At 71.5% G+C, this 24,805-nt stretch carries 29 protein-coding genes; 19 read left to right on the forward strand and 10 right to left on the reverse strand.

Going from position 1 to position 24,805, the window contains the following annotated elements:
- The first annotated feature begins 9 nt into the window (after nucleotides 1-9).
- Complete coding sequence (locus tag AB0878_RS33380; protein WP_366584187.1) at nucleotides 10-555, forward strand: cupin domain-containing protein; 546 nt, start codon at nucleotides 10-12, stop codon at nucleotides 553-555.
- A gap of 65 nt (nucleotides 556-620) precedes the next feature.
- On the opposite strand, the gene AB0878_RS33385 is transcribed toward AB0878_RS33380, so the two are convergent.
- From AB0878_RS33385 to AB0878_RS33400, 4 genes are all read right to left on the reverse strand, one after another.
- Entirely contained in the window at nucleotides 621-857 is a 237-nt protein-coding gene (locus AB0878_RS33385; protein WP_366584188.1) for a DUF2630 family protein, read from the reverse strand.
- A gap of 90 nt (nucleotides 858-947) precedes the next feature.
- Nucleotides 948-3,017 carry a transketolase gene (tkt, locus tag AB0878_RS33390; RefSeq protein WP_366584189.1) on the reverse strand — a complete coding sequence of 690 codons (2,070 nt, stop codon included), beginning with the start codon at nucleotides 3,015-3,017 and terminating at the stop codon, nucleotides 948-950.
- Nucleotides 3,018-3,191: 174 nt separating this feature from the next.
- On the reverse strand, nucleotides 3,192-3,878 hold the full coding sequence (locus AB0878_RS33395) for a nitroreductase family protein (protein WP_366584190.1): 687 nt from the start codon (nucleotides 3,876-3,878) through the stop codon (nucleotides 3,192-3,194).
- Between the two features lie 53 nt (nucleotides 3,879-3,931).
- Nucleotides 3,932-4,606, reverse strand: a complete 675-nt coding sequence (locus tag AB0878_RS33400; RefSeq protein ID WP_366584191.1) for a TetR/AcrR family transcriptional regulator — start codon at nucleotides 4,604-4,606, stop codon at nucleotides 3,932-3,934.
- A gap of 118 nt (nucleotides 4,607-4,724) precedes the next feature.
- On the opposite strand from AB0878_RS33400, the gene AB0878_RS33405 reads away from it, so the two are divergent.
- The 8 genes from AB0878_RS33405 (at nucleotide 4,725) to AB0878_RS33440 (ending at nucleotide 11,276) form a co-directional block, all read left to right on the forward strand.
- Entirely contained in the window at nucleotides 4,725-5,501 is a 777-nt protein-coding gene (locus AB0878_RS33405) for an arylamine N-acetyltransferase (RefSeq protein ID WP_366584192.1), read from the forward strand.
- A gap of 55 nt (nucleotides 5,502-5,556) precedes the next feature.
- Nucleotides 5,557-6,066, forward strand: a complete 510-nt coding sequence (locus AB0878_RS33410; RefSeq protein ID WP_366584193.1) for a DUF4863 family protein — start codon at nucleotides 5,557-5,559, stop codon at nucleotides 6,064-6,066.
- A 19-nt stretch (nucleotides 6,067-6,085) separates the two neighbouring features.
- Nucleotides 6,086-6,802 (forward strand): nitroreductase, encoded by a 717-nt coding sequence (locus tag AB0878_RS33415; RefSeq protein WP_366584194.1) that lies wholly within the window; start codon nucleotides 6,086-6,088, stop codon nucleotides 6,800-6,802.
- Nucleotides 6,799-7,584 (forward strand): alpha/beta hydrolase, encoded by a 786-nt coding sequence (locus AB0878_RS33420; protein ID WP_366584195.1) that lies wholly within the window; start codon nucleotides 6,799-6,801, stop codon nucleotides 7,582-7,584. Before AB0878_RS33415 ends, AB0878_RS33420 begins: the two co-directional genes overlap by 4 nt.
- Nucleotides 7,585-7,676: 92 nt before the next feature.
- The gene (locus tag AB0878_RS33425) at nucleotides 7,677-8,258 is read left to right on the forward strand and encodes a DsbA family protein (protein ID WP_366584196.1); all 582 of its coding nucleotides are present in this window, start codon (nucleotides 7,677-7,679) and stop codon (nucleotides 8,256-8,258) included.
- Between the two features lie 115 nt (nucleotides 8,259-8,373).
- On the forward strand, nucleotides 8,374-8,979 hold the full coding sequence (locus AB0878_RS33430; RefSeq protein ID WP_366584197.1) for an EndoU domain-containing protein: 606 nt from the start codon (nucleotides 8,374-8,376) through the stop codon (nucleotides 8,977-8,979).
- Nucleotides 8,980-9,002: 23 nt separating this feature from the next.
- Complete coding sequence (locus tag AB0878_RS33435) at nucleotides 9,003-9,815, forward strand: class I SAM-dependent methyltransferase (protein WP_366584198.1); 813 nt, start codon at nucleotides 9,003-9,005, stop codon at nucleotides 9,813-9,815.
- A gap of 339 nt (nucleotides 9,816-10,154) precedes the next feature.
- The gene (locus tag AB0878_RS33440; RefSeq protein ID WP_366584199.1) at nucleotides 10,155-11,276 is read left to right on the forward strand and encodes an IniB N-terminal domain-containing protein; all 1,122 of its coding nucleotides are present in this window, start codon (nucleotides 10,155-10,157) and stop codon (nucleotides 11,274-11,276) included.
- Between the two features lie 61 nt (nucleotides 11,277-11,337).
- On the opposite strand, the gene AB0878_RS33445 is transcribed toward AB0878_RS33440, so the two are convergent.
- Nucleotides 11,338-11,940, reverse strand: a complete 603-nt coding sequence (locus AB0878_RS33445; RefSeq protein ID WP_366584200.1) for a CGNR zinc finger domain-containing protein — start codon at nucleotides 11,938-11,940, stop codon at nucleotides 11,338-11,340.
- A gap of 87 nt (nucleotides 11,941-12,027) precedes the next feature.
- Between AB0878_RS33445 and AB0878_RS33450 the strand changes: the two genes are divergently transcribed.
- Together AB0878_RS33450 and AB0878_RS33455 are read left to right on the forward strand one after the other, a co-directional pair.
- Entirely contained in the window at nucleotides 12,028-13,185 is a 1,158-nt protein-coding gene (locus tag AB0878_RS33450) for an MFS transporter (RefSeq protein WP_366584201.1), read from the forward strand.
- A 5-nt stretch (nucleotides 13,186-13,190) separates the two neighbouring features.
- A complete protein-coding gene (locus AB0878_RS33455; protein ID WP_366584202.1) occupies nucleotides 13,191-13,796 on the forward strand; it encodes a CGNR zinc finger domain-containing protein in 606 nt (201 codons plus the stop codon).
- Here the strand turns inward: AB0878_RS33455 and AB0878_RS33460 are convergent.
- Both AB0878_RS33460 and AB0878_RS33465 read right to left on the reverse strand, forming a co-directional pair.
- Entirely contained in the window at nucleotides 13,793-14,710 is a 918-nt protein-coding gene (locus AB0878_RS33460) for a pyridoxamine 5'-phosphate oxidase family protein (RefSeq protein ID WP_366584203.1), read from the reverse strand. The two genes, AB0878_RS33455 and AB0878_RS33460, sit on opposite strands and share 4 nt — an antisense overlap.
- A gap of 11 nt (nucleotides 14,711-14,721) precedes the next feature.
- Nucleotides 14,722-15,324 carry an ABATE domain-containing protein gene (locus AB0878_RS33465; protein WP_366584204.1) on the reverse strand — a complete coding sequence of 201 codons (603 nt, stop codon included), beginning with the start codon at nucleotides 15,322-15,324 and terminating at the stop codon, nucleotides 14,722-14,724.
- A 116-nt stretch (nucleotides 15,325-15,440) separates the two neighbouring features.
- Here AB0878_RS33465 and AB0878_RS33470 point away from each other — a divergent pair, with 116 nt between their 5' ends.
- From AB0878_RS33470 to AB0878_RS33485, 4 genes are all read left to right on the forward strand, one after another.
- On the forward strand, nucleotides 15,441-16,307 hold the full coding sequence (locus tag AB0878_RS33470; protein ID WP_366584205.1) for a DUF427 domain-containing protein: 867 nt from the start codon (nucleotides 15,441-15,443) through the stop codon (nucleotides 16,305-16,307).
- A gap of 91 nt (nucleotides 16,308-16,398) precedes the next feature.
- Entirely contained in the window at nucleotides 16,399-18,105 is a 1,707-nt protein-coding gene (locus tag AB0878_RS33475; RefSeq protein ID WP_366584206.1) for an MOSC and FAD-binding oxidoreductase domain-containing protein, read from the forward strand.
- Nucleotides 18,106-18,131: 26 nt separating this feature from the next.
- Complete coding sequence (locus AB0878_RS33480) at nucleotides 18,132-18,560, forward strand: VOC family protein (RefSeq protein ID WP_366584207.1); 429 nt, start codon at nucleotides 18,132-18,134, stop codon at nucleotides 18,558-18,560.
- 234 nt (nucleotides 18,561-18,794) lie between these two features.
- Nucleotides 18,795-19,556, forward strand: a complete 762-nt coding sequence (locus AB0878_RS33485; protein ID WP_366584225.1) for a formylglycine-generating enzyme family protein — start codon at nucleotides 18,795-18,797, stop codon at nucleotides 19,554-19,556.
- Nucleotide 19,557: 1 nt separating this feature from the next.
- Here the strand turns inward: AB0878_RS33485 and AB0878_RS33490 are convergent, their stop codons facing one another.
- The 3 genes from AB0878_RS33490 to AB0878_RS33500 are packed head-to-tail and all read right to left on the reverse strand — an operon-like array spanning nucleotide 19,558 to nucleotide 22,100.
- Nucleotides 19,558-20,082, reverse strand: a complete 525-nt coding sequence (locus AB0878_RS33490) for a TIGR00730 family Rossman fold protein (protein ID WP_366584208.1) — start codon at nucleotides 20,080-20,082, stop codon at nucleotides 19,558-19,560.
- Between the two features lie 15 nt (nucleotides 20,083-20,097).
- Nucleotides 20,098-21,180 (reverse strand): enolase C-terminal domain-like protein, encoded by a 1,083-nt coding sequence (locus AB0878_RS33495; RefSeq protein ID WP_366584209.1) that lies wholly within the window; start codon nucleotides 21,178-21,180, stop codon nucleotides 20,098-20,100.
- A complete protein-coding gene (locus AB0878_RS33500) occupies nucleotides 21,180-22,100 on the reverse strand; it encodes a 2-dehydropantoate 2-reductase (protein ID WP_366584210.1) in 921 nt (306 codons plus the stop codon). The genes AB0878_RS33495 and AB0878_RS33500 overlap by 1 nt, the downstream gene beginning before the upstream one ends.
- 104 nt (nucleotides 22,101-22,204) lie before the next feature.
- Between AB0878_RS33500 and AB0878_RS33505 the strand changes: the two genes are divergently transcribed.
- The 4 genes from AB0878_RS33505 (at nucleotide 22,205) to AB0878_RS33520 (ending at nucleotide 24,732) form a co-directional block, all read left to right on the forward strand.
- On the forward strand, nucleotides 22,205-22,801 hold the full coding sequence (locus AB0878_RS33505) for a TetR/AcrR family transcriptional regulator (protein WP_366584211.1): 597 nt from the start codon (nucleotides 22,205-22,207) through the stop codon (nucleotides 22,799-22,801).
- Nucleotides 22,802-22,826: 25 nt separating this feature from the next.
- Nucleotides 22,827-23,120: a hypothetical protein gene (locus AB0878_RS33510; protein WP_366584212.1), complete on the forward strand. Its 294-nt coding sequence runs from the start codon at nucleotides 22,827-22,829 to the stop codon at nucleotides 23,118-23,120.
- A 34-nt stretch (nucleotides 23,121-23,154) separates the two neighbouring features.
- Nucleotides 23,155-23,289, forward strand: coding sequence for a hypothetical protein (locus AB0878_RS33515; RefSeq protein WP_366584213.1), 135 nt, complete (start codon nucleotides 23,155-23,157; stop codon nucleotides 23,287-23,289).
- Nucleotides 23,290-23,412: 123 nt separating this feature from the next.
- Nucleotides 23,413-24,732 (forward strand): NAD(P)/FAD-dependent oxidoreductase, encoded by a 1,320-nt coding sequence (locus tag AB0878_RS33520; protein ID WP_366584214.1) that lies wholly within the window; start codon nucleotides 23,413-23,415, stop codon nucleotides 24,730-24,732.
- Nucleotides 24,733-24,805: the final 73 nt, after the last annotated feature.

The following is a 24,805-nucleotide window of genomic DNA, read 5'->3' on the forward strand; positions in this document are numbered from 1 at the left end:
GGAAACCAGGTGGGCGAGGAAAACCGGACGAAGGTCGCCGTGGTGCAACCGGGGGACGAGTCGGACCAAGTGGCGCTGCCCGGGTTCGGCGCGGTGTTCAAGCTGACGCACCGGAACAACGGCGGCGAGGTCGCGATCCTCGAGCACCCGTTCGCGGTCGGCTCCATCACCGCGCCCCACCGCCACACCCGCGAGGACGAGCACTCCATCGTGCTGGCCGGTCACATCGGCTTCCGTTCGGACGACGCCGAGGTCGTCCTCGGCCCGGGCGGCTACATCACCAAACCCCGCGGCGAGATGCACGCCATGTGGAACGCCGGCAAAACCCCGGGCCGCATCGTCGAGGTCATCACCCCCGGCGGCTTCGAAACCTACTTCCGCGACCTCAGCGACCTGCTCCTCGCCCACACCGCCGGCACCCTCGGCGACGCGCCGAACCTCCACGAAACCGACGAGTTCGCCCGCCTGGCCACCAAGTACGGCCTGACCTACGGCACCCCGGACTGGCTGGACGACGTCGTCCAGCGCTACGACCTCAACACGCCCACCCACTGACCGCCCGCCTCGGCGGCTGGGCGCCGCCCCGGCCTCTCGTCAGCGCGCCCGACCGGCCGGTCGGCTCAGTTCGACGTGTCCGCCGGGTCGTCGGTGGCGTCGCCGGCGTCGAAGACGGAGAGGGCGCGCCGCTGTTGGAGGAGGCGGACGACGGCGTCCAGTTCGGACTCGAGTTTGGTCAGGCGCGCCTGTTCGGCGGGGGAGAGGCCACCGCCGTGGTGGATGGCGCGGGTGCGGAGGTCGTGTTCCTCGTCGAGAAGCGCCGCGAGGCGATCGGTGATTGCGTGTGAAGTCGTGCCCATGTCACCCACCCGTTCGAGCCGGCCCCGGCCGGGTCGGGGTGACCCGGCCGGGATGACGTGCAATGCGGAAATCCCGGCCGGGCGTGGGCATCAGGCCACCTTGGCCAGCGTTGCCCGGGCGGCGGCCATCACGGCCTCGGGCGTGAACCCGAACTCGCGGAACAGCGTCGCGTAATCGGCCGAAGCGCCGTAGTGCTCGATCGAGACGATCTCGCCGGCATCACCCACGAACGGGTACCACGGCAGCGCGATCCCGGCCTCGACGGCGACCCGCGCCTTCACCGACGGCGGCAGCACCGAATCACGGTAAGCCTGGTCCTGCGCGGCGAACCACTCGAAGCACGGCAGCGAAACCACGCGCGTCGGCACGCCCTCGGCCTCCAGCCGCTCCCGCGCCGACACGGCGAGCTGCAGCTCCGAACCGGTCCCGATCAGCACCACCGCCGGGACACCGTTCGACGCGTCCGCCAGCACATAACCACCGCGCGCCACGCCCTCGGCCGAAGTCCCGGCCAGCACCGGCACCGGCTGCCGGGTCAACGCGAGCGCGGTCGGGTGGTCGACGTCCCCGATCGCGGCCTGCCACGCCGCGACGGCCTCGTTCGCGTCGCCGGGGCGCACCACGTTCAGGCCCGGAATCGCCCGCAGCGCCGAGAGGTGCTCGATCGGCTGGTGCGTGGGCCCGTCGCCGCCGACGCCGATGGAGTCGTGCGTCCACACGTACACCACCGGCAGCCGCATCAGCGCCGCCAGCCGCACCGACGGGCGCATGTAGTCGCTGAACGCGAGGTACGTCGCGCCGTACGGCCGGGTGCCGCCGTGCAGCGCGATGCCGTTGAGGATGGCGCCCATCGCGTGCTCGCGGATGCCGAAGTGCAGGGTCCGCCCGTACGGCTCCGCGGCCCACATCTTCGTCGCCGCCGCGACCGGCCCGAACGAGTCGGCGCCCGTCATCGTCGAGTTGTTGCTCTCCGCGAGGTCGGCCGAACCGCCCCACAGCTCGGGCAGCACGTCGGCCACCGCGTCGAGGAACGCGCCGGATCCCTTGCGCGTCGCCATCGAAGCGCCCACCTCGAACGACGGCAGCCCGGCGGCCCAGCCCTCCGGCAGCGCCCGCGTCGAGAGGCGCTGCAGCAGCGCGTGCCGCGAGGGGTGCGCCGCGGCCCACTCGTCGTACTCGCCCTGCCACTGCGCCCGCCAGGCCTGACCGCGCTCGACGGCCTTGCGCGTCCGGGCCAGCACGTCGTCCTCGACCACGAAGTGCCGCTCCGGATCGAAGCCCAGCACGCGCTTCACCGCCGCGACCTCGTCGGCGCCGAGCGCGGAGCCGTGGATCTTGCCGGTGTTCATCTTGGTCGGCGCGGGATAGCCGATCACCGTGCGGAGCCGGATGTACGACGGGCGCGGGTCGGTCTTCGCCGCCGCGATGGCGTCCTGGATCGCGGCGACGTCCTCACCGTCCTCCACCACCTGTACGTGCCAGCCGTACGCGCGGTAGCGCTCGTCCGTGTCCTCGGACAGCGCGATGTCCGTGTGGTCTTCGATCGAAATGTCGTTGTCGTCGTAGAACACGATCAGGTTCGCCAGCTCCTGGCGGCCCGCGATCGACGACGCCTCGGAGGTGATGCCCTCCTGGATGTCACCGTCGGAGGCGATCACGTACACGAAGTGGTCGAAGATGCTCTGCCCCGGCGCGGGTTCGGGATCGAACAACCCGCGTTCGCGGCGCGACGCCATGGCCATGCCCACCGCGTTGGCCAGCCCCTGCCCGAGCGGACCGGTCGTGACCTCGACGCCCTGGGTGTGGCGGTACTCCGGGTGGCCGGGGGTGAGTGAACCCCACCGGCGCAACTGCTGCAGGTCTTCGAGCTCGAGGCCGTAACCGGCGAGGATCAGCTGAATGTACAGCGTGAGGCTGGTGTGCCCGGCGGACAGGACGAACCGGTCGCGCGCCGGCCACGACGGGTCGGCCGGGTCGTGGCGCATCTCGCGCTGGAACAGCGTGTAGGCCAGCGGCGCGAGGCTCATCGCCGTGCCGGGGTGACCGTTTCCGGCCCGCTCGACCGCGTCGGCGGCGAGCACCCGGACGGTGTCCACGGCTCGGGTGTCGGTGTCGGTCCAGCCTTGCGGGCGGCGGCGGGTGGTGACGGTGTCGGGCACTGTGCTCAGACTTCCCCTGCGTAGTCGGGTTTTCCCGCCCGTTGTGCACACGCGCCGAGCCGGTTCCGCGTCGTCCGGCGGGCTTCCGGGCGGCGCGGTCGGTCACCGGGCTCGACTGTAATGAGCGGGAGCGAACCCCGGCAACTCACCGTGGGGCTGCTCTCAGCGGATGACTCAGCCGTGTGAGTTTTCGAACCAGAGTGGTTCGGGAACGGACACGCCGAACTCGCGGCCCCACCGGTTGCGGCTGCTCACCTCGTGCACGGGGCGGCGGTTCGCGGCGACGCCCCACTTGCCGCGCGGGTACCCCATCGCGACCATGGCCGTGAGCTCCCAGCCCTCGTCCTCGGGCACGTCGAGCAGCTCCATGACCCGGTCGGACTCCAGGCGCAGCATCGTGGTGAGCACCCCGCCGACCCCCTCCGAACGCGCGGCGAGCAGCGCGCTCCAGATGGCGGGGTAGATGTTGGCTCCGCCGTGGTTGTCGATGGAGAAGACGAACAGCAGCAGCGGGATCTCGGTGAAGTGGTCGGTCAGGAAGTCGCCGGACTTCGCGATCCGCCGCATCGTCTCGCGGTGGTTCTCCGGGTCGTGGATCGGCTGCGCGAACGTGCCGGCCGAGATCTCCTCGTACTCCCTTGCCCGGCAGCGCCGCCAGATCGGGGCGAGTTCGGCCTTGATACCCGGATCGTCCACGGCCAGGAAATGCCAGCGCTGGGTGTTGCCGCCGTTCGGCGCCCGGATCGCGGCGTCGAGGATGCGCGCCTGCACGTCCAGGGGAATCGCGTCCGGATGCATGCGCCGCATCATTCGTGTGGTGTAAAGGGCTTCGTGGACGTCCATCGAGGGCACAGGCGGCATGGGCCGATTATGCCCCGGTTTACGTTACAGTCAATGATCGGAACTAATTCGGCTCACCGTTTGCCCGAAGTGGCCGCCCGCCGCCGCGCGGGCTTCTTCTCCAGCGCCGGCCAGAGCACGGAGACGACCGCGCCGGGGATCTCGGTTTTGGCTTCCCCGCGGTAGAACGCCGCGAAGTACGCACCGAAGCACATGGTCGCGATGGTGTGCTTGTCGATCTCCTCCCGCACGACGCCGCGGTCCTGCAGGTGCGTCAGCACGCTTTCGACGAGCTCCACGCGGGGCTCGACGGAGTGCTTGCGCAGGATGTCGAGCAGCTCCGGCGTGCGGATCGCCTCGCCCGCGAAGTTGCCCATGAGCACCATCGCGTCCGGGTTGAAGTACGCCGGGTCGAGCCGGCGGACGGCCTCCGTGAGCGCCTCGCGCGGCTCGAGTCCACTGAGGTCGAACGCGTACATGTCGCGCTGCTTGCGGAAACCGTAGTCGAGCGCGTCGACGACGAGCTCGAACTTCGTGGCCCAGCGGCGGTACAGCGTGGGCCGGCTGACCTTCGCGTCGGCGGCGATGTCGCCGATCGTCATGCGGGAGTAGCCGTCGAGGACGAGCCGCCGGCGGGTGGCGAGGATGATCGCCTCGTCGAGCGCGGCGTCGCGGGGACGCCCGCCCGGCCGGGGTCCGTCTTCGGTGCCGACCTGCTCGTCTGCCGTCGCTTCGCGTGTCCGCGCCATGGCTCCACCTCGCCGAGAAAACCGATCGGCGAAGCATATCCGATCCGTTACACGACGGCGTTGTTATCCTGATGGTTACGTGCACTCATTGTAATGAAACAGCACTGGAGGAACGATCGTGGACGTCGAGGACTACCTCCACCGGATCGGCGCGGCCCGCCCCTCGGTGCCGGATCTGGCGGCGCTGCGCGAGCTGCAGCGACGGCACCTCGAGAGCGTGCCGTTCGAGAACCTCGGGTTCTACCTCGGGGAGCAGATCGAGCTGGCCGAGCCGGCGCTGCTCGACAAGATCGTGGGCCGGCGCCGCGGCGGGCTCTGTTACGAGCTCAACGGGGCTTTCGCCCTGCTGCTGCGCGAAGTCGGGTTCGAGGTGCAGCTGCTGGCCGGCCGGGTGATGCGCCGCGAGGGGTTCTTCGGGCCGCCGTTGGACCACCTGGCTTTGCGCGTGGACCTCGACGAACCGTGGCTGGTCGACGTCGGCTTCGGCCGCTTCAGCCTCGCGCCGCTGCGGCTGGCCACGACCGACGTCCAGCTCGATCCGGGCGGCCGGTTCACCGTCGAGCCCGCGCCACACGGTGACGTCGATGTGGTGTGCGACGGCGCGATCGTCTACCGGCTCGAGCCGCGGCCGCGCGAGCTCGACGACTTCGCCGCCATGGCGTGGTTCCACGAGACCTCGCCCGCCTCGCCGTTCACGCAGCGGCCGACGTGCTCGCGCTCGACCGCGGAAGGACGCGTGACGATCACGGGTGCCCGCCTCATCGAGACGATCGGCGGGGAGCGCTTCGAGCAGGCGCTCGAAGGCGATGCCGCGGTCCTCGACGCCTACCGCGAGCACTTCGGCCTGCGGTTCGATCGGGTACCGAGTTTCGTTACAACACTTGACTGTAACTAAACGTGGACGTACGGTTCGAGAACGCCGAACCACAGCGGACCGAACGGAGTCGACGATGACCACGCCCCAGGAGCTGATCGACCGCAGCATCCCGTTCCTTAACGAGGTGAAGAACCGCACCGCGGGCGGGGAGCTGGAGTCCTGGCTCAACACCCGCTACGGACCGGACAGCGAGCTCTACCAGGACCTCGCTCGCATGATCACCGAGGGCGTCGAGGCCGGCTGGGCCGCCAACATCGAGGTCGAGGGCAAGAAGTACCGCCGCAGCCGCATCGCCGAGCCGCAGGACGTGCTCAACTACTTCAGCATCACGGCCGTCTACATGGACAGCGTCGAGCCGTTCCGCGGCCAGTACCACCAGCACCCCTACGGCGAGCTCAACCTCGTGGTGCCGCTCGACGCGGACGCGAAGCTGATGGGCCCCAACGGCTGGAGCGGCCCCGGCTGGACCGCGCCCGGCCCCGGCAGCCACCACTACCCGGAGGTCAAGGGTGGCGCGCTGATCGCGTTGTTCTACCTGCCCGCCGGCCGGATCTCCTACGACATCCAGCCGCCCGCGGCCTGAACCCGGGGAGCCCAGCGCCATGAACCCGGCGTCCACGATCGAGGAAGCGATGGCGACGCGGCGCAGCTGCCGGGCGTTCCTGCCGACGCCCGTGCCGCGCGCGCAGGTCGAACGGCTGCTCGCGCTGGCGTCGTCCTCGGCCAGCAACTCCAACAGCCAGCCGTGGCAGGTCCACGTGCTCACGGGCGCCGCCAAGCGCGCCTTGACGGCCGACCTGCTGTGCGCGTACGACGAGGGCCGGCGCGCCGTCGGCGAGTTCGCCTACCAGCCGGCGGCGGACTCGTGGCCCGAGCCGTTCCGCTCGCGCCGCCGTCGTTTCGGTGAAGGCCTGTACTCCGAAACGCTCGGCATCGCGGCCGACGACACCGCCGGCCGCGACGGCCACCACCGGCGCAACTACGACTTCTTCGGCGCCCCGGTGGGCTTGGTGCTCACGGTGAGCCGGGGACCACTGCAGGGTGCGCTGATCGACGCCGGTCTGTTCCTCCAGGGGCTGATGTTGTCCGCGCGCGGAGCCGGGCTGCACACTTGCGCACAGGCCTCGTTCATCGATTACCACCCGGTGTTGCGCCGCCACCTCACCATTCCGGACGACCACCTCGTGGTGTGCGGAATCGCACTCGGCTATGCCGACGACGAACACCGCCTTGGTGGATATCGCACAACGCGGGAGCCGGTGGAATCCTTCGTCACCTTCTACGATTCCGCTGTGACTCATCAGGTGGAACCGGCGTGACGGCCGACCGCGACCTCGTCTACGCGACGGTCGGCGGCACCCGGCTGATGGTGGACATCCACCACGCCCCCGCCGCGGGCGCACCCGTCGTGCTGTACCTGCACGGCGGCGGGTGGACCCGCGGCGACCGGCGCGGCGAGGCCGCACGCCGGCAGGCGCCTTTGGCGGAGCACGGTGTGACCGTCGTGTCCGTCGATTACCACCTGGCACCGGAGGCGGTGTTCCCGCAGCAGGTGCACGACGTCAAGGGCGCCGTGCGCTGGCTGCGGGCCAACGGCGCGCGCCTCGGCCTCGAGACCGGGCGGCTCGGGGTCTGGGGCGCGTCCGCCGGTGCGTACCTCGCCTCGCTGCTGGCGTTGTCGCCGGGCGACGCCGAGCTGGAGGGCACGGTCGGCGGTCACCTGGACCAGTCCAGCGCCGTGCAGGCCGTGGTGCACTGGTTCGGGCAAGCCGACCTGGCGGCCACGGCGGCGCGCAGTGAGCTGGAGGCGAAGCTGCTGCCGTTCCACTTCGAAGCCGACTTCCTCGGCGGCGCCGACCCGGCGGGACATTCGCTCCTGACGCGGGTTTCGGCGTCGGCGCCACCGTTCCTGATCGCCCACGGCGACCGCGACCGGATCGTGCCGCCGGGGGAGGGCCGCGCGTTGCACGACGCGCTCGTGCGGGCCGGGGCGAAGAGCAGCTTCGTGCTGCTGGGCGGCGCCGGGCACGAGGACCCCGCGTTCGACGGCCCGGTGAACCTCGCGACCACGGCGGCGTGGCTGCGCGCCGTTCTGGCCTGACCCCACCCGCGCGTACCGGGCGCCGGGACTAACGCGCCGGATTGTTTCGTTACAGATCATGAACGTATCGAAACAACCCGAAGGAGTCCCGGATGTCCCCGACCCCGACCGTGGAGCACTGGTTCGATTTCCTCTGCCCCTTCTGCTACATCGCCCAGGACCGCAACCGGGCGCTGCGCGAACACGGCGTGGTGGTGAACGAACATCCGCTCCAGATCCACCCCGAGATCGGCCCCGGCGGCAGCCTGGCCGGCCCCCGCGTCGGCCCGACCTACGAGTTCCTCGCGCGCGAAGCCGAAGCCGCGGGCCTGCCGCTGAAGTGGACGGACCGGATCGCCTACTCGCTGCCCGCACTGGGCGCGTACGCCACGCTCGACGACCCCGAAGTCGCCGACCGCTTCGCCACCTCCCTGTTCAACGCGTACTTCGGCGAAGGCCGGGACCTCGAATCACGCGACCTGCTCCTCACGCTGGCCGAGCAAGCCGGCGGCGACCCCGAGGTCGTCCGCGCCGCGTGGGAATCGGGCGAAGCGGACCGGGCCGTGGGCCGCTCGGCGATCCTCGCGTACGAGAACGGCGTCGAGGGCACTCCCGCCTGGGTGTCCGGCGGCCGGAGCTTCAGCGGGTTGCGGCCACGTGAATGGTTCGTGACGTGGGCTGCGTCTCTCAGCTGAACCCAGGGTGTCGCACGATCCGTGTCACAAAGGTCTTCGCAGGTCAGTGCGGGTGATAATGTGCGAAGAAGATCACCCGCACGGCCGATCGGTCCAGTCAGAAAGCCGCTCCACGATGGTTTTGTTCGGCACGGGTGATTCGCTCACCTTCGCCTTCGACGAGTCCCGCCGGCTGCGCATCTCCGCCCCGCCCGGCCAGTTGCCGTTGGCCGCCTTCCTCTACACCGACGCACAAGCCGACGCCGCCACCGTCGGGCAGCTCATCGGCCTGCTCCGCCGAGCGCAGCGTGAAGCCAAGACCTGGCTCGGCAACGGCACTTCCGTCACGTTCACCGGCGAGGACGTCGGGCTCGAAAGCCTCTACGGCACCTGGCCGCACACCGTCGTGCCGCAGCACGTGTTCTTCGCCGCGCTCGAGTCCCTGCACCGGTTCCTGCTCGCGTCCGGCGCGACCCCGGCCGAAACGGGCATCACGCGCCGGGCCTCCGAATACCGCAACCTGAAGAACGGCCGGTTCACCTTCGTCGACCACACCTACTTCCCGCCCGACTGGACGCCCGAGGCCGTGTCCGCGGCCGGCACCGCCGCGTGGTCCTCGCCCGATGTCCTGCGCGACCCGGCCACAGGCGCCTGGTCCGGCACCTTCGCCGACCTGGAGATCGCCGGCTACCACAACCCCGCGACGGGCGAGGTGCTCACGTATTTCCCTGTGCAGCACTGATCCGCGTCCCTAGGCTCACGGCCATGGCGGGCTGGGAGTGGGACGAAACGCTGTACGCGGGCAGTGCGGCTTATTACGCGCGCGGCCGCGTCGCCTATCCGGCCGCGCTCGCCGACGCGATCGCCGGCGCACTGCGGCTCGACGGTTCCGGCCGCCTGCTCGACGTCGGCTGCGGCCCGGGCTCGCTCACGCTGCTGCTCGCCCCTCACTTCGCGGAAGCCGTCGGCCTCGACGCCGACCCCGGCATGCTCGCCGAAGCCGCCCGGCTGGCCGCCGCGAACGGGATCAGCACCACGCGCTGGGTCCACGCGAAGGCCGAGGACCTGCCGGCCGGGCTCGGCTCGTTCCGGCTCGTCACGTTCGCCCAGTCCTTCCACTGGTTCGACCGCCCCCGGGTCGCCGCGGCGGCGCGCGGAATGCTCGACCCCGGCGGCGCCTGCGTCCACGTGCACGCCACCACCCACCGCGGCACCACGACCGCGTCGGCGCCGCCCCACGGGCAGATCACCGAGCTCGTGCGCGCGTACCTGGGCGAAACCCGGCGCGCGGGCCGCGGTGTCCTGCCCGACGGCACGGCCGGCGGGGAGACGGAGATCTACCGCGCCGCCGGGTTCACCGGCCCGGAGCGGATCGCGGTGCCGGGCCCCACTGTCGTCCGGGATATCGACGACGTCGTCGCCACGGTGTTCTCGTTGTCGAGTTCCGCCCCGCATCTCTTCGGCGATCGCTTGGCCGCTTTCGAGTCCGAATTACGGGGCCTTCTCGGCGCCGCGAGCCCGTCCGGAAAGTTCCGTGAGCAGATGCGCGAGTTCGTCGTGGATGTCTGGCGGCCGTGAAATCCGGCGAGGTTGTCACACCAACGGGTGGTTTATCCGACGATCACTCCGCGGAACACCGCGTGGCGCCGAACGAAGGGCCAGGATCCGCGCCGCGCAGGGGAAGCGGGCGAAATCGGCCGCACCGCGCTGACCACGGCGAATCGTCGCGCAGGGGCGAACTTCCCTAGTCCCCCTAATGGGGTGGGGTCCGAAATCCCTAATGCCGATGCGCCGAACCCCCGGGGTGGCCCCCGATGGCCGCCGAACGGCGGCGTCCTATCTTCGTCCCCGAACCCCTTCGACTTCGCGGCATGCCCACGACGGCCGAATCAATCAGTGCACAGGAGACAACAGACTATGGACGCGGTGCAGAACCTGCACGAATTCGCCATGACCCTGCTGAGCGACCCGCAGGCCGCGGCTGCCTACGCCGCCAACCCGCAGGGCCTGCTCGACGCTGCTGGCCTGGCCGACGTTTCGCCGGCCGATGTGCAGGACATCATGCCGCTGCTGGCCGACACGGCCCCGCTGGCCGCCGCCCCGAGCCTGCCGGTCTTCGGCAACGTGCTCTCGCACGCGGCCGGCGAGCGCGCCGACCTGCCGAACGTGACGGGCCTGGCCAGCGGCCTGCCGAACCTGAGCGGCGTGTTCGAGACCGTCAGCGACGTCGCGGACTCGACCGGCGTCAACACCCTCGCCCACGGCACGCTGGGCGCCGTCTCGAACGTCGTCGACCACGTGGCCGGTGCGGTCAACGGTGTCCCGGTCGCCGGCCCGGTCGTGGCCGCCGGTGCGATCGACCTGGAGAACACCGTGAGCGCGGTGGGCGAGCACCTCTTCGACGGCAAGCTCGTGGGCTCCGCGGTCGACGCCACCACCAACCACCTGGGCGACGCCCTCATGCCGCAGGCCGCCGTGGCCGCGATCGCGGGTGTCCCGGCGGTCGGCGGCCCGGTGTCGGGTCTCGTCGAGGACGTCCGCGTCACCGGCGCCGGCCTGCTCGGCCACGTCAACGAGGCCATCGGCTCCACCCCGGTGGGCGTCGCGCTGAACGGTGGCGACGAGCGCGCCGACTTCGGTGCCGCGGGCGACCTGTCGCACACGCTGGACCACGTCGTCCCGGCCGCGGCCGCCGTCCCGGCGCTGCCGGCCCTCCCCGCGGTTCCGGGTGTCCCGGCCGTCCCGGCTCTGCCGGCCGTGCCGAACGTCGCCGGCACCGTCGGCTCCGTGACCCACACCCTGTCGGCCGCCGCGCCGCAGGCCCCGGTCGCGGGCGACGCCGTGCACCACGTGCTCGACACCGTCGGCCAGGCCGACACCGCGGGCATCCAGCACACCCCGATCGCCGACGTCGCGGACGCGGCCCACACCGGCTCGCCGCTGGGTGGCGTCGAGACGCACGCGCAGGACCTGGTCCACGGCCTCGACCTGCACGCCGCGACCGACGCGCTCGGCCACCTGCCGCTGCTCGGTCACTGAGTTCTGCCGCTCAACCAAAAAACAGGCCCGGACCGCTTGGTCCGGGCCTGTTTTTTGTTCTCTAGGAAGAAATCGCGTGCGTCCGCCGGTAGTGGCGCGCCACCCGCGCCCGGTTGCCGCAGATGTTGCCCGTGCACCACTGCCGCCGCTTCGTCTCCGCGACGAACAGCATCGAGCACGTGGGGTTCGCGCAGCGGCGCAGTTTCTCCAGCTGCGCCGGGGAAGACAGCAGTTCGATGGCCTCGGTGGCGATCGCCGCCAGCGCCGCGTTGCCGCCGTGCTCGGTGTGCCAGCGCGTGGCCGCGGTCAGCGTGCCTTCGGCGTCTTCCGCCAGCCGCAGGCTGCGCGGCACGGCCGAGGCGAACGCGTTGAGGTCCTCGATCGAAACCGCCTGCGGCGCCCGCGTCTCCAGGTGCGACTCCAGCAGGTCGCGGATCGCCGCGCGCAGCCGCCGGGTCGCGGCCGCGGCGGGGACGCTCGCCTCGGGCAGCCGGCGCAGCTGCAGCCGCCACCAGGTCTCGTACCCGTCCGTCGGTTCGATCAGGTCGACGGCGGGGTCCACCGCCGTCATGAGGGTGTCGGCGAGGTCGAGGGCCACGAGCGGCTCGCCGCCCATGGGGAACCCGGCTGCCTGCACGTCCTCGAGGGTCGGTCCGGCGGTCATGGCTCCACGATATCCGGCAGAGCGCCGCGAGGTGGTCAGAGCGCGGTTAGTAACTCATACTGAGGTTACTAACACACTGGAGGAGCCATGCGGCCGTGGGCCAGGGTCGGTGCGGCGGTGCTCGCGGTCGGCTGGGGCGCGAACCAGTTCTCGCCGCTGCTCATCGTCTACCGCGACCAGGAGCACCTCTCGCCGACAGTGGTCACGGCGATCTTCGGCGCGTACGTGGTCGGGCTGATCCCGGCCCTGCTGCTGGGCGCGCGGTTCTCCGACCGGCTCGGCCGGCGCCGCGTGATGCGCCCGGTGCTGGTGCTTTCCGCGCTGGCTTCGGTGATCCTGCTGTTCGGCGCCGGGTCGACCTGGGTGCTGGCGCTCGGCCGGCTCGTCGCGGGAATCGCTTCGGGTGCCGCGTTCGGGCCGGGCAGCGCGTGGATCAAGGAGCTGTCCGCTGACGCCGGCCCGGGCGCGGGCGCGCGCCGGGCCGCGGTCTCGCTGTCGGTCGGGTTCGGGAGCGGGCCGCTGGTCGCCGGGGTCCTGGCGCAGTGGCTGCCGGCACCGGCCGTGGTGCCGTACCTGGTGCACATCGCGGTGACGGTGGTGGTCGGCGTGCTGGCGTGGCACGTCCCGGAAACCGTGCCGGCCGCGGCTTCCTCGGGGCAACGGCGGCGCGCGCTCAGGCACGCGTTGACCAGCCCGGAGTTCCTCCGCCGGATCGTGCCGAGCGCGCCGCTGGTGTTCGGCGTGGCGACGACGAGTTTCGCGGTCCTGCCGGCGCTGTTGCCCGCGCCGGTCGCGCCCGTGGCGAGCAGCGGGGTGATCGCGGGCCTGACGCTGGGCAGCGGGCTGCTCGTCCAGCCCGTGGCCCGTGCTCTGGAACGACGCGGCAGTCCGCTGGTGCTGACGTGCGGCCTCGGCCTGACCGTGGCGGGGTTCCTGCTCGCCGCGCTGTCGACTGAGCTCAGGCAGGCCCTGCTGACGCTCCCCGCCGCCGTGGTCCTGGGCGCGGCTTACGGGATGCTGCTGGTCGGCGGGCTCAGCCGCGTCGAAGCGCTGGCGGAGGCGGCCGATCTCGCCGGCGTGACGGCGGTGTTCTACTGCCTGGCCTACCTCGGGTTCGCGGCGCCGTACCTGTTCGCGGCGGTCGACGTCGTCATCCCGGCGCCCGTGGCCTTCGTGGTCGCGGCCGGGGTGAGCGTGGTGCTGGTGGTCGTCACCGCGCCCTTCCCCGTCCGCGCGGCGCGGTGATCACCGTGACCCAGCCTCGCGTCCGCGTGACCGCCCAGCTCAGGGAACTCCGCTTCGACGCCGGTTCCCGCGCCCTCGACCTCGTCGCCACCGTCGGCCGCCGCCCGACCGCGGTCATCGAGCGTCTCGGGGACACCGGCCGCCTCGACGCGTGGGCCGGCGGGGTCGGCCTGCCGCTGCTCCCGGGCGCGGCGACCGCCGCCGCGCTGGCCGACGCGCAACGCTTGCGGGAGGCCGTGTTCCGCATGGTCACGGACGTGATGGCCGACGCCCCGGTGGACCCCGCCGCGGCCGCGACGGTCGAGGGCTACGCCGTCCTCGCCACGGAACCACCGCGGTTGGACCTGGCCGCCGACGGTCGCCTGGCCTCCGGGCCCCGCCTCCGCACGTCCGCCGAGCTGCTCTCCACCGTTGCCCGCGACGCTCTCGACCTCGTCACCGACCCGGCCCGCCGGACCCACCTGCGCGCCTGCGACTCACCCGTGTGCCGCATGCTCTTCCTCGACCCGCCCGGCGGCCGCCCGCGCCGCTGGTGTTCCATGCGGCGTTGCGGCAACAGCAGCAAAGCGGCGGCCTTCCGCGACCGGGCAGCGTCTACTGTGGACTCTTAGGCCGTCACCCGGGGGTTGTGCGGGGAAGGCACCACGTCAGGCGCGTGGAGCGGCACTCTGGTGCGCGACACCACCCGCGTCGGGTGGAAGCGGACGCGGCGGCCGGTGGCGTCGTCCTCGCCTGCGGTACCCGGGGTGACCCATTCCAGGGTGGCGGTGCCGGTCAGCTGGAGCGTGGTGCCGGTGGTGAAGTCGAGGAACAGCAGCGCCGCCTCGGGGTCCGTGGCGATGTTGCCGAGGCTGTTGAACAGGTTGTTGCCCGCGTAGTCCGGCCACCACAGGTCGTCGCCGTCGAGGCGGACGAAGCCGGGCTCGCCGCCCTTGTGGGACGAGTCGGCGCCGCGCGTCGGGTGGATCGTGCCGAGGAAAAACGTGTCCGCGCGGCGGATGAGGGCGCGGTGGGCGTCGGTCAGGGCGTCCGACCGTTCGACGGCGGCCGGCGCCGGCTCGGGGTCGATCTCCAGCCGGCGCTGCTGGATGTAGGACGGGCAGTTGCCGTAGGCCTGCTCGACGTCGAGGAGGAACCCGCCCTCGGCCGAGGCGACGACGGTGCCGTTCACCCGCAACCGGCGCCGGGTCGCGAACTCGACGGCGATCAGGCCGACCGGCTCGGCGGTGGGCAGCTCGTGCAGGGGATCGCCGGCGCCGGGGCGCGCGTGCACGACCAGCGTCGTGTCGAAACCCTCCAGGAACCCCGCCGGCCCGAGCAGGGGAGACGTCCACAGTGTCCCGTCGGCGTCGCGCGCCGTGACGGCGGCGAACTCGCGCTGCGCGAGGAAACCCTCGGCGCCGCGGCTCAGCTGCGCGGGCGCGAGCATGCCTTCGAGCCGGGCCGCTTCGAACTCGAGCCCGGCCTGCCGTTGCACGCTCAGCTCACCGCTGTGGAATCCGGCGACGATCGGCTGCGTGGTCATGGTGTGCCCTCTCATCCGGCTTGCTGGTCGTGGGTTCGGCGGTAGTGGCGGGCGACCCGCACGCGGTTGCCGCAGACGTTGCCCGCGCACCACTGGCGACGCCGGTTCGTGGCGAGGAACAGCATCGTGCAGTCGGGGTTCGCGCAGCGGCGCAGCCGGGCGAGGCGCGCGGGGTCGGCGAACAGCTCGATCGTCTCCCGGGCGATGGCCGCCAGCGCGACGTTGCCGCCGTGCTCGCCGTGCCAGCGCGTGTGCGCCTCCCAGGACTCGTGCGCTTCGAGCCGCGGGCTGGTCGGCACGGCCGCCGCGACCGCGTTGACCTCTTCGAGCGACGCCGGCGCGGGCCCGCGGCCGTCGAGGTGCGCTTCCAGCAGGTCGCGGATCGCGGACCGCAGCCGGCGGGTGGGCACGAGGTCCGGCGCCGCCGACCCGGGCAGCCTCGGCAGCTCCAGCTGCCACCACGTCGCGTAGCGCCCGGGCGAGGCGAGGAGGTCGCCGTCGCCCGGCTCCGTCTCGGCCGCGAGCGTGTCGGCGAGATCCAGCGCGACCAGCGGTTCTCCGCCCATGGGGAAGCCGGCCCGTTGCAGGTCCTCCAGGCTGACACTACTGCTCATGCGGCGAGTGTACGCATTAGTCATCACTGTAGACAAGTTTTTGAAGGGGCCTTGTGCTCCTCTGACTAACGGATATACAGTCTGCAAATCCGTTAGCGAGAAGGAAGGCGAAAGTCATGGGACTGGCATGGCAGCAGGGACCGCTTTCGACGAGGTCGGTCGGCAGGTTCCTCACCCCGGAGCCGTTGCCCGAGCGGTTGCTCTTCGTGGAGCCGCTGCGCAGGCGGATGCGCGTCCGTTTCGGTGGCGAGTGGCTCGTCGACAGTGAAGACGTGTTGCTCCTGCACGAACCGGGCCACTACCCGGTGGCGTTCTTCCCGAAGGCCGCCGTCGCCGACGGCGTGCTGGAGTCGAGCGGCCGCGTCACGAAGCACCGCGAACTGGGCGACACCACGTGGTACACGGTCGTGGCCGGCGAAGGCCGTGCCGAGCGTGCGGCGTGGGAGTACACCGGGCTGCCGGAATACGCCGACGTGCTGAAGGACCGCGTCGCCTTCGCGTGGCGCGCGATGGAGGCCTTCTACGAGGAGGACGACCGGATCGTCGGCCACGCCGCGGACCTCTACCACCGCAACGACATCCGCAGCACGTCGCGTCACCTCGTGGTCCGCGACGGTGACCGCGTCATCGCCGACACCCACAACCCGGTGGTGCTGTACGAATCCGGCTTCGCGCCGCGCTGGTACGTGCCGCGCGAGGACATCGTGGACGGAGCGCTGACCCCGGTCGACGGGCAAACGTTCTGCCCGTACAAGGGCATCGCCAGCTACTACGACATCGGCTCGCACGCCGGCGCCGCCTGGTCGTACGAGCAGGCCTGGACCGAGGTCGAACGCGTGTCCGGCCTGGTGTCGTTCGAACCGGACAAGATCGAGGTCTACCTCGACGGCGTGCGGCAGTCGCTGGCGCCCGGCCAGACCGTGATCCCGCACGGCGTGGACCGCGGCCTCGACACCGACGAGATCGAGAAGCGCACCGCCTGAAACGGCGGGCCTTACCGAATCCGAACGAGCCGAGGGAACCGGGGGGAACCGTGTCACAGTGGTACGTCTTCGCGGCGCAGGAGGTGCTGGCATGACCGCAAAAGTGCTGTCGGTGAACGTAGGCACGCCGAAAAACGTGTCCTGGCAGGGCAAGACCGTCTACACGGGAGTGTGGAAGCAGCCGGTCGAGGGCCCGGCCATGGTGCGCCGCCTCAACATCGACGGTGACGGCCAGGGCGACAAGGGCGGCCACGGTGGCGAGCAGCGAGCCGTGTTCGTCTACCAGATCGGCTCGTACCGCCACTGGGAGCGGCACTTCGGCCGCGACGGCCTCGAGTACGGCTCGTTCGGCGAGAACTTCACCGTCGACGGCCTGCCCGACGACGAGGTGTGCATCGGCGACCGCTACCGCATCGGCGAGGCCGAGTTCGAGGTCACGCAGCCGCGGGTCACCTGCTACCGCGTCGGCATGCGGCTCGGCGAGCCGGAGCTGCCCGCGCTGCTCGTGGCCCACCACCGGCCCGGGTTCTACTTCCGCGTCATCCGCGAAGGCAACGTCGCGGCCGGCGACCCGATCGTGAAGACGCGCACCGGGCCGGGTGCGCTGAGCGTGGCCGACACCGACGCGTTGCTGTACCTGCCTGAAAAAGACGGGGAGAAGCTGCGCGTCGCCGCCGGGATCCCCGCGCTGAGCCCGGGGTGGCGGCAGTCGTTCGAGGAGCTGCTGGGCATCGGCACCACAGCGCCGGGCCCCGCGTGGGACGGCTTCCGGCCGCTGCGCGTCACGGCCGTGCGACCCGAGAGCACCTCGGTGACGTCGGTGTACTTCGAGGCCGACGACGGCAGCGCCTTGCCCGCCGCGCTGGCCGGGCAGTACCTGACGCTGCGGGTCCCGGGCGCCGCGACGCCGGCCCCGGTGCGCAGCTACTCGATCTCGTCGGCGCCGGGCTCCGCCGGCTACCGCATCAGCGTGAAGCGCGAGGGCGTGGCCAGCACGTTCCTGACCACGCAGCTGGCGGCCGGTACGGTGCTGGAAGTCGCCGCGCCGCGGGGCGACTTCGTGCTCGGCGACGGGTCTTCGCCGGTGCTGCTCGTGTCCGCCGGGATCGGCGTGACGCCGGTGCTGGCGATGCTGCACCAGCTGGCCGCGCAGGACAGCACCCGCGAGGTGTGGTGGATCCACGGGGCGCGCGGTCCGGCGGAGCACCCGATGGCCGCGGAGGCCCGGTCGCTGCTCGCCGCGTTGCCCGGTGGCCGCGCGGAGATCTTTTACAGCGCCGCGACGGTGGAGGAACGCACCTCGGCCGGTGCCCACACCGGGCGGCTCACCAAGGACGCACTGGTGGAGCTGGGCGTGCCCGTCGACGCGTCGGCGTATGTCTGCGGTCCGACGGCGTTCATGACGGACATGACCGCCGCGCTCACCGCCGCGGGTCTGGACGCGACCCGCATCCACAGCGAGCTGTTCGGCGCGCTGGACGCCATCAATCCCGGCCTCGTCGGCCAGACCACGCGGCCGCCGCACGCGCCGGAGGGGCCGCCCGGAACCGGGCCGACCGTCACGTTCGCGCGCAGCGGCATCTCGGCGCCGTTCCCCGGCGGGAGCCTGCTGGAGCTGGCCGAGGCGTGCGACGTGCCCGCGCGCTGGAGCTGCCGCAGCGGCGTCTGCCACACGTGCGTGACGCCGGTGCTTTCCGGGTCCGTCGACTACTCGCCTTCGCCGCTGGAGCCGCCGGCTCCGGGGCAGGCGCTGGTGTGCTGCGCCGCGCCGCACACCGATCTCGTCCTGGACATGTAATCCCTGTGCTCGAAAGGAACACCACGATGAACTGGGCTCTCGAGGTCGTCACGCTGGCCGTCGGCGACGTCGACAAATCGCTGAAGTTCTATGCCGACCAGGTCGGGTTCTCGCTTGACGTCGACTACCACCCGCAGGACGGCTACCGCGTCGTCCAGCTCACGCCGCCCGGCTCCGCCTGCTCCATCCAGCTCGGCACGGGCCTCACCGACGCCGCTCCCGGCTCGACGCGCACCACCTACCTCGTCGTCACCGACCTCGAAGCCGCCCGCAGCGAGCTCTCCGGCCGTGGCGTTCCCGTCGGCGACTTCCGGCACAAGGCGAACCTCGCCGACTGGCAGGGTGACTGGGCCTCCGGCCTCGACGCCGACCGCCGCGACTACGCGAGCGCCTTCGACTTCGCGGACCCGGACGGGAACACGTGGGTGGTGCAGGAGGTCGGCTACCGCGCCTGACGGGTCCGGCGGGTGTGCGGAAACCGCCGCGGAGTGTTCGGGAATTCGCGAGGGGTGTGCGGAAACGGCCACCGGGTGTTCGGGAAGCTACGGTGCGGGTGAGGAGGTTCCCAGCCTGTGTCCGAATGTTGTCCACCTTCGCGCGTTTCACACCATCCCGTGGCCGCCGAGGTTCCGGCGGGGCCGGCGACCAACGCCGACGGTTTGCTCACCCTGCCCGGCGGCAGCTTCCGGATGGGGACCGACGACGCCGACGGGTTTCCCGACGACCGGGAAGGCCCGGTGCGCGAGGTCACGGTGGCGGCGTTCGCCATCGACGCCTACGCCGTGACCAACGCGCGCTTCGCGGAGTTCGTCGACGCCACCGGGCACCGGACCGAAGCCGAGGAGTTCGGCTGGACCTACGTGTTCGCGAAGTTCGTCCCCGGCGCATTGCGCAAGATCTCGCCACGGCCGGAGCAGACGCCGTGGTGGTGCGGGGTCGCGGGCGCGTACTGGCGGGCGCCGGAAGGACCGCACAGCAGCGTCGAGGACCGGTGGGACCACCCCGTGGTCCACGTGTCCTGGAACGACGCCCTGGCCTACTGCGCGTGGGCCGGGCGCCGGCTCCCGACCGAGGCCGAGTGGGAGTACGCGGCGCGCGGCGGGCTGGACCAGGCGCGATTCCCGTGGGGCGACGACCTCACCCCCGGCGGCGAGCACCGGTGCAACATCTGGCAGGGCCGCTTCCCCGTCCACAACACCGAAGAGGACGGCCACGTCGGCACCGCGCCCGTGGATGCCTTTCAGCCCAACGGGTTCGGGCTGTACAACGTCTCCGGCAACGTCTGGGAGTGGTGCGCCGACCGGTTCGACCCCGGGAACCGCTCCCTGCGCGGTGGGTCCTACCTGTGCCACGAGTCCTACTGCAACCGCTACCGCGTCGCCGCCCGCATGGGCAACACGCCCGATTCTTCCAGCGGCAACACGGGTTTCCGCACCGCCGCCGACGTCTGACTCAGGACTCCAGGTACGCCAGGCCGTCGGCGGGTTCGGCGGCGAAGTGGACGAGGTCGTCGAGCGGGAGCGGCAGGAAACCGTCGTCCTCCATGCGGCGCAGCTGCCGGATCAGGCCGTCGTAGAAGCCGTCGGTGTTGAGCAGCACGATCGGCTTGTGGTGCAGCCCGTGCTTCTTGAGTTCGAGGACCTCGGTGACCTCGTCGAGCGTGCCGAGGCCGCCGGCCAGCACGACCACGGCTTCGGAACGCGAGAGCAGCAGCGCCTTGCGTTCGGCGAGGTCCGCGGTGATCACCATTTCGTCGGCGTCTTTGCGGGCGGCGCCGCGCAGCAGCTCGACCGAGATGCCGACGAGGCGCCCGCCCGAAGCCCGCACGCCGTCGGCGACGACCTTCATCAGGCCGCTGTCGGACCCGCCCCACACCAGCGTGTGGCCGCTTTTGCCGACGAGCCCGGCGAACTCGCGCGCGGGCTCGGTGTAGCGCTCGTCGAGGTCGGCGGCGGAGAGGAAGACGCAGATGTTCATGGCCGGACTATAAAGTCAGCCCACGCGGTAGCGCGCGACCGCTTCCGGATCCCACTCCAGGCCGTTGCCGGGCCGGTCGGGCGGCGTCGCGTGGCCGTCGGTGATCCGCAGCGGTTCACGCAGGACCGGGGCGGCCCAGTCGACGTACTCCAGCCGGTGCGCGGTCGGCGTCGCGGCCAGCAGGTGGGCGCTGACCTCGGGGAACAGGTGTGACGACAGGGGAATGCCGCGGGTGTCGGCGAGGGCCGCGGCGTCGCGCCAGCCGGTGACGCCGCCGATGCGGTCGAGGTCGGGCATGACCAGGTCGCTCGCGTCGTGCTCCAGCGCGACGGCCATCGCGCGCGGGCCGGCGAAGTTCTCGCCGATCTGCACGGGCGTGCGCAGGGTGGCGGTGAGCCGGGCGTTGGCCGCGTAGTCGTCGTGGCGCACCGGTTCTTCGATCCACGACAGGCCTTCGTCGTCCAGCGCGCCGCAGCGGGCGAGGGCGTCGGGCAGGTCGAGGGCCTGGTTGTAGTCGGCCATGACCTCGACGTCGGGGCCGACCGCCGCGCGGATCGCGCGCACGGCGGCCAGATCGTCGGCGGGCGCGCGGCCGAGCCGCATCTTGATCGCGCGGAAGCCTTCGGCCACGAGTTCCTGGGCTTCGTCGGCCGCGGCCGAGGGTTCGATCAGGCCGAGGCCGTTGCTGTTGTACGCGGGGATCGGGCTCAGCGGTGCGCCGAGCAGCCGCGCCAAGGGCAGGCCGGCGGCAATCGCGAGCGCGTCCCAGCATGCGGTGTCCACGAGCGACACCACCGCGGCGACGAGCCCGCGCACGCCGAGCAGCTTGAACCTCGCCTCGAGTTTCGACCGCGCGGCCGCCGGGTCGGCCGGGGTGCCGGCCAAGGCCTCGTGCACGTCGCGGGCCAGCGCGGCCGCGGCGTGCCCGGCGGCTTCGAGGTAGCAGAACGAATACGCCCGCCCGGTCACGCCTTCCTCGGTGTGCAGGTCGAGCAGCAGCAGTGGCGCCGCCGTGACGCGCGCGGCGCTGGTGCCGAGTGGCCGGCGCATCGGCACCAGCACGAGCGTGGCGTCGACCGAGCGGATCGTGAGGCTCATCAGCGGTGGCCTTCGCTGTGCACGGCGAGGATGTCGGTAATGGCGCGGTTGCACGGCGTCGGCACGCCCAGCGCCTTGCCGCGCTCGACGACGTCGCCGCTGAGCCACGTGACCTCGAGCCGGTTGCCGCGTTCGAGGTCGTGGTGCATCGAGGACGTCATGCCTTCGGGGACGCCGTCGGTGAAGGCGAGCCGGTCGTCGGCGTAGTCGGCGGGCAGCGCCACGCCCTGGGCGCGGGCGACCTCGACGACCTCGGCCATCACGTCGTGCAGGAACGCTCGCGAACGCGGGTTGGCGCGGACCGGGCCGATCGTGGTGCGCGCGGTGCTCGTGGTGCCGGAAAGGCCGACCAGGAACACGAACTTCTCCCAGATGGTCTGTTCGATCTCGGTGCTGATCTCCACGTCGATGTTGCTTTCCGCACACGCGTCGTGGAATTTCTGCACCCGTGCGGAGCTGGTGCCGTCGTACTCGCCGAACACCAGCTTCTGCAGCGTGCCCGTGTGCCGGATGACGCCCGGCTCGGCGATCGTCGCCGCGATGTAGCAGACGCCGCCGATCACGTGCTCGGGCCCGAGGACGCGGCGCAGGATGTCGTCCTTGACCACGCCGTTCTGGAACGACACCACGGCCGTCTGGTCGGTGAGCAGCGGCTTGATCAGCTCCGCGGACGTCTCGGTGTCCCACAGCTTCACGCCGAACAACACGAGGTCGGCGGGCGCGAGCCGCGTCGGGTCGTCCGTCACGTCGATCTTCGGCAGGTGCAGGTCGCCGAGCGGGCTTTCGACCCTCAACCCGTTGGCGCGCAACGCTTCCAGGTGCTTGCCGCGCGCGATGAAGCTCACGTCGTGGCCGCCGTGGGCCAGCCGGGCCCCGAAGTAGCCGCCCACCCCGCCGGTGCCCATCACCACGACCCGCATGTGATCCCCTTAGTTGATCGCTCGTCCAAGTTACGTGCCTTGGATTTCTACCACGCTGGATCGGCGGTGTCGATATTCTTGAACGCTTACTCTACTATCGCGGCGTGGGACGCACACGCACCTTCGACGTCGACGAAGCCCTCGGCGTCGCCCTGGACACCTTCTGGCAGCGCGGCTACGACGCCACGTCGATCCAGGCGCTGTGCCAGGCCATGGACATCCAGCCCGGCAGCGTCTACGCCGCGTTCGGAAACAAACACGACCTGTTCGTCGCCGCACTCCGCTCCTACGCGGCCACCGTGTCCGCCGAGGCCGTCGAGCGGCTCAACGTCGCCCCCAGCGGGATGCAGGGCCTGCGCGACTACTTCGCCCACCTCGTCGACGCCATGGTCGACGGCCGCCGCCGCTGGGGCTGCCTCGTCACCAACTCGCTCGTCGAGCTCACCGACCGCGACCCCGCGCTGGCCGCGATGTTCGAACAGCACCTCGCCAACCTCCGCACCAGCTTCGCCGGCGCCCTCACCCGCGCCCGCACCGCCGGCGAACTCCGCCCGGGCGCCGGCCCCGAGTCCGCGCCCCTGCTCGTAGCCGTCGTGCAGGGCATGAACGTCCTCGCCAAGACCCGCCCGGGCCGCGCCACCCTGCAGTCCATCGCGGACAACGCACTCGCCGGCCTGGCCGCACCGTCCACTGAGGATTGACGAGCGCTTTCACAACGGCGGGATCATGATCAACCTGGGCGGCGTCGCCGGCTCGCTGCTGATGACGGTCGTCGCGTTGCGGTTCAGCAGCCGCGTTCTCGCGGTGGTGACGCTCGCCGGCGCCGCGGTGGTGTTCCTGGCGATGGCGGTCGTGCTCGGCAATCTCACGGCGACGCTGGTGGTTGCGGTGCTGATGGGCACGCTGCTGTACGCACTCGGCGCGTCCTCTACGCGCTCGGCCCGGCCCTCTACCCGGCCGGTGTCCGCTCGACGGCGCTGGGCTGGGCGGTCGGCGTCGGGCGCATCGGCGCCATCGTGACGCCGCTGGTCGCGGGCGTCCTGGTCGATGCGGGGTGGTCGGGGTCGGCCTGTTCGAGCTGTTTGCGATCCCGCTGGTGCTCGCCGCGCTGGGCCTGGTGGCGCTGCGCTTCGTGAAGCCGTCGGCAGCCGCTGTTCCGGCCGCGGCGGAGGCGCCGACCTCGGCGTGAACCGCGTGGGGTGGGCGCCGCGGCGGCCACCCCGTGACGGTGCCCACTCGAACGGGGCAAACCTGTCACATCCGGCATCGCTGTCTTGTCTCCCTAGTGCAGGGCAAGAGAGCGAGGAGCGAGATGCGCAGGATCCTGGTGGTCGGCGGCGGGTACGCGGGTTTTTACGCGGCCTGGGGACTCGAGAAGCGGTTGCGGCCTTCGGAGGCGGAGCTCACTGTCGTGGACCCGCGTCCGTACATGACCTACCAGCCGTTCCTGCCCGAGGTCACGGCCGGGTCGATCGAGGCGCGCCACGCGGCGGTGTCGCTGCGGCGCCACCTCAAGCGCACGCGGATCGTGGCCGGCGCGGTGACGGAGATCGACCACGCGAACCGCCGCGTGGTCGTGCGGCCGGCCGAGGGGCCGGAGTTCGAGCTCGAGTACGACGAGATCGTGGTGACGGCCGGCGCCGTCACGCGCAAGTTCCCGATCCCCGGCGTCACCGAGGAGGCGATCGGGATGAAGCACGTGGAGGAGGCGGTCGCGATCCGCGACCGGCTGCTGACGTCCTTCGACCGCGCGTCGGCGCTCGAGCCGGGGCCGGCGCGGCGGAAGCTGCTCACGGTGACGTTCGTCGGCGGTGGCTTCTCGGGCGTCGAGGGCTTCGCGGAGCTGCTGTCGCTGGCGACGGCGCTGCTGAAGTCGTACCCGGAGATCAGCCGCGACGAGCTGAGCTTCCACCTCGTGGAGGCGCAGGGCCGGATCCTGCCCGAGGTCACCGACAAGCCGGGGCAGTGGGTGGTCCGCTCGCTCGAACAGCGCGGCGCCCACGTGCACCTGAACACGCAGCTGCGCTCGGCCGTCGACGGGCACGTGGTGCTCTCGACCGGCGAGGAGTTCGATTCCGCACTCATCGTGTGGACGGCGGGCAACGCCGCCAACCCCGTGGTGCACAACCACACCGACCTGCCGATCGACGAGCGCGGCCTGCTGGTCGTACGTGCCGACCTGCGGGTGGGCACCGAGACGGACCCGGTGCCGGGCGCGTGGGGCGCGGGCGACGACGCCGCCGTGCCGGACCTCGCGTCGCCTGTTCCGGGGGCGCGGACGGTGCCGAACGCACAACACGCCGTCCGCCAGGGCAAGCTGCTTGCTCGAAACCTCACAGCGCATGTTCGTGGTCGCACACCGAAGCAGTACCTCCACCACGGGCTGGGCTCCGTCGCGACGCTCGGCATCGGCAAGGGCATCTTCCAGTACCGCCGGATCGTGATCACGGGCCTGCTCGCGTGGCTGATGCACCGCGGGTACCACGTGCTGGCCGTGCCGAGCTGGGAACGCAAGGTGCGCGTGCTCGCGATCTGGCTCACGGCGGCGTTCTTCGGCCGCGACATCGTGTCGCTCGCGTCGGTCGAGCACCCGCGCGACGCCTTTGTCTCCGGAGGTGACCCGATCAGGTGACGGGTTTCCGCGCGGATGCTGTCACAGATCCGCGGTCCGCCTTGTCCTGGCTGGTGCGACGTCCCCGGGCCCT

The organism is Amycolatopsis sp. NPDC047767, assembly GCF_040704195.1.
GTDB lineage: Bacteria > Actinomycetota > Actinomycetes > Mycobacteriales > Pseudonocardiaceae > Amycolatopsis.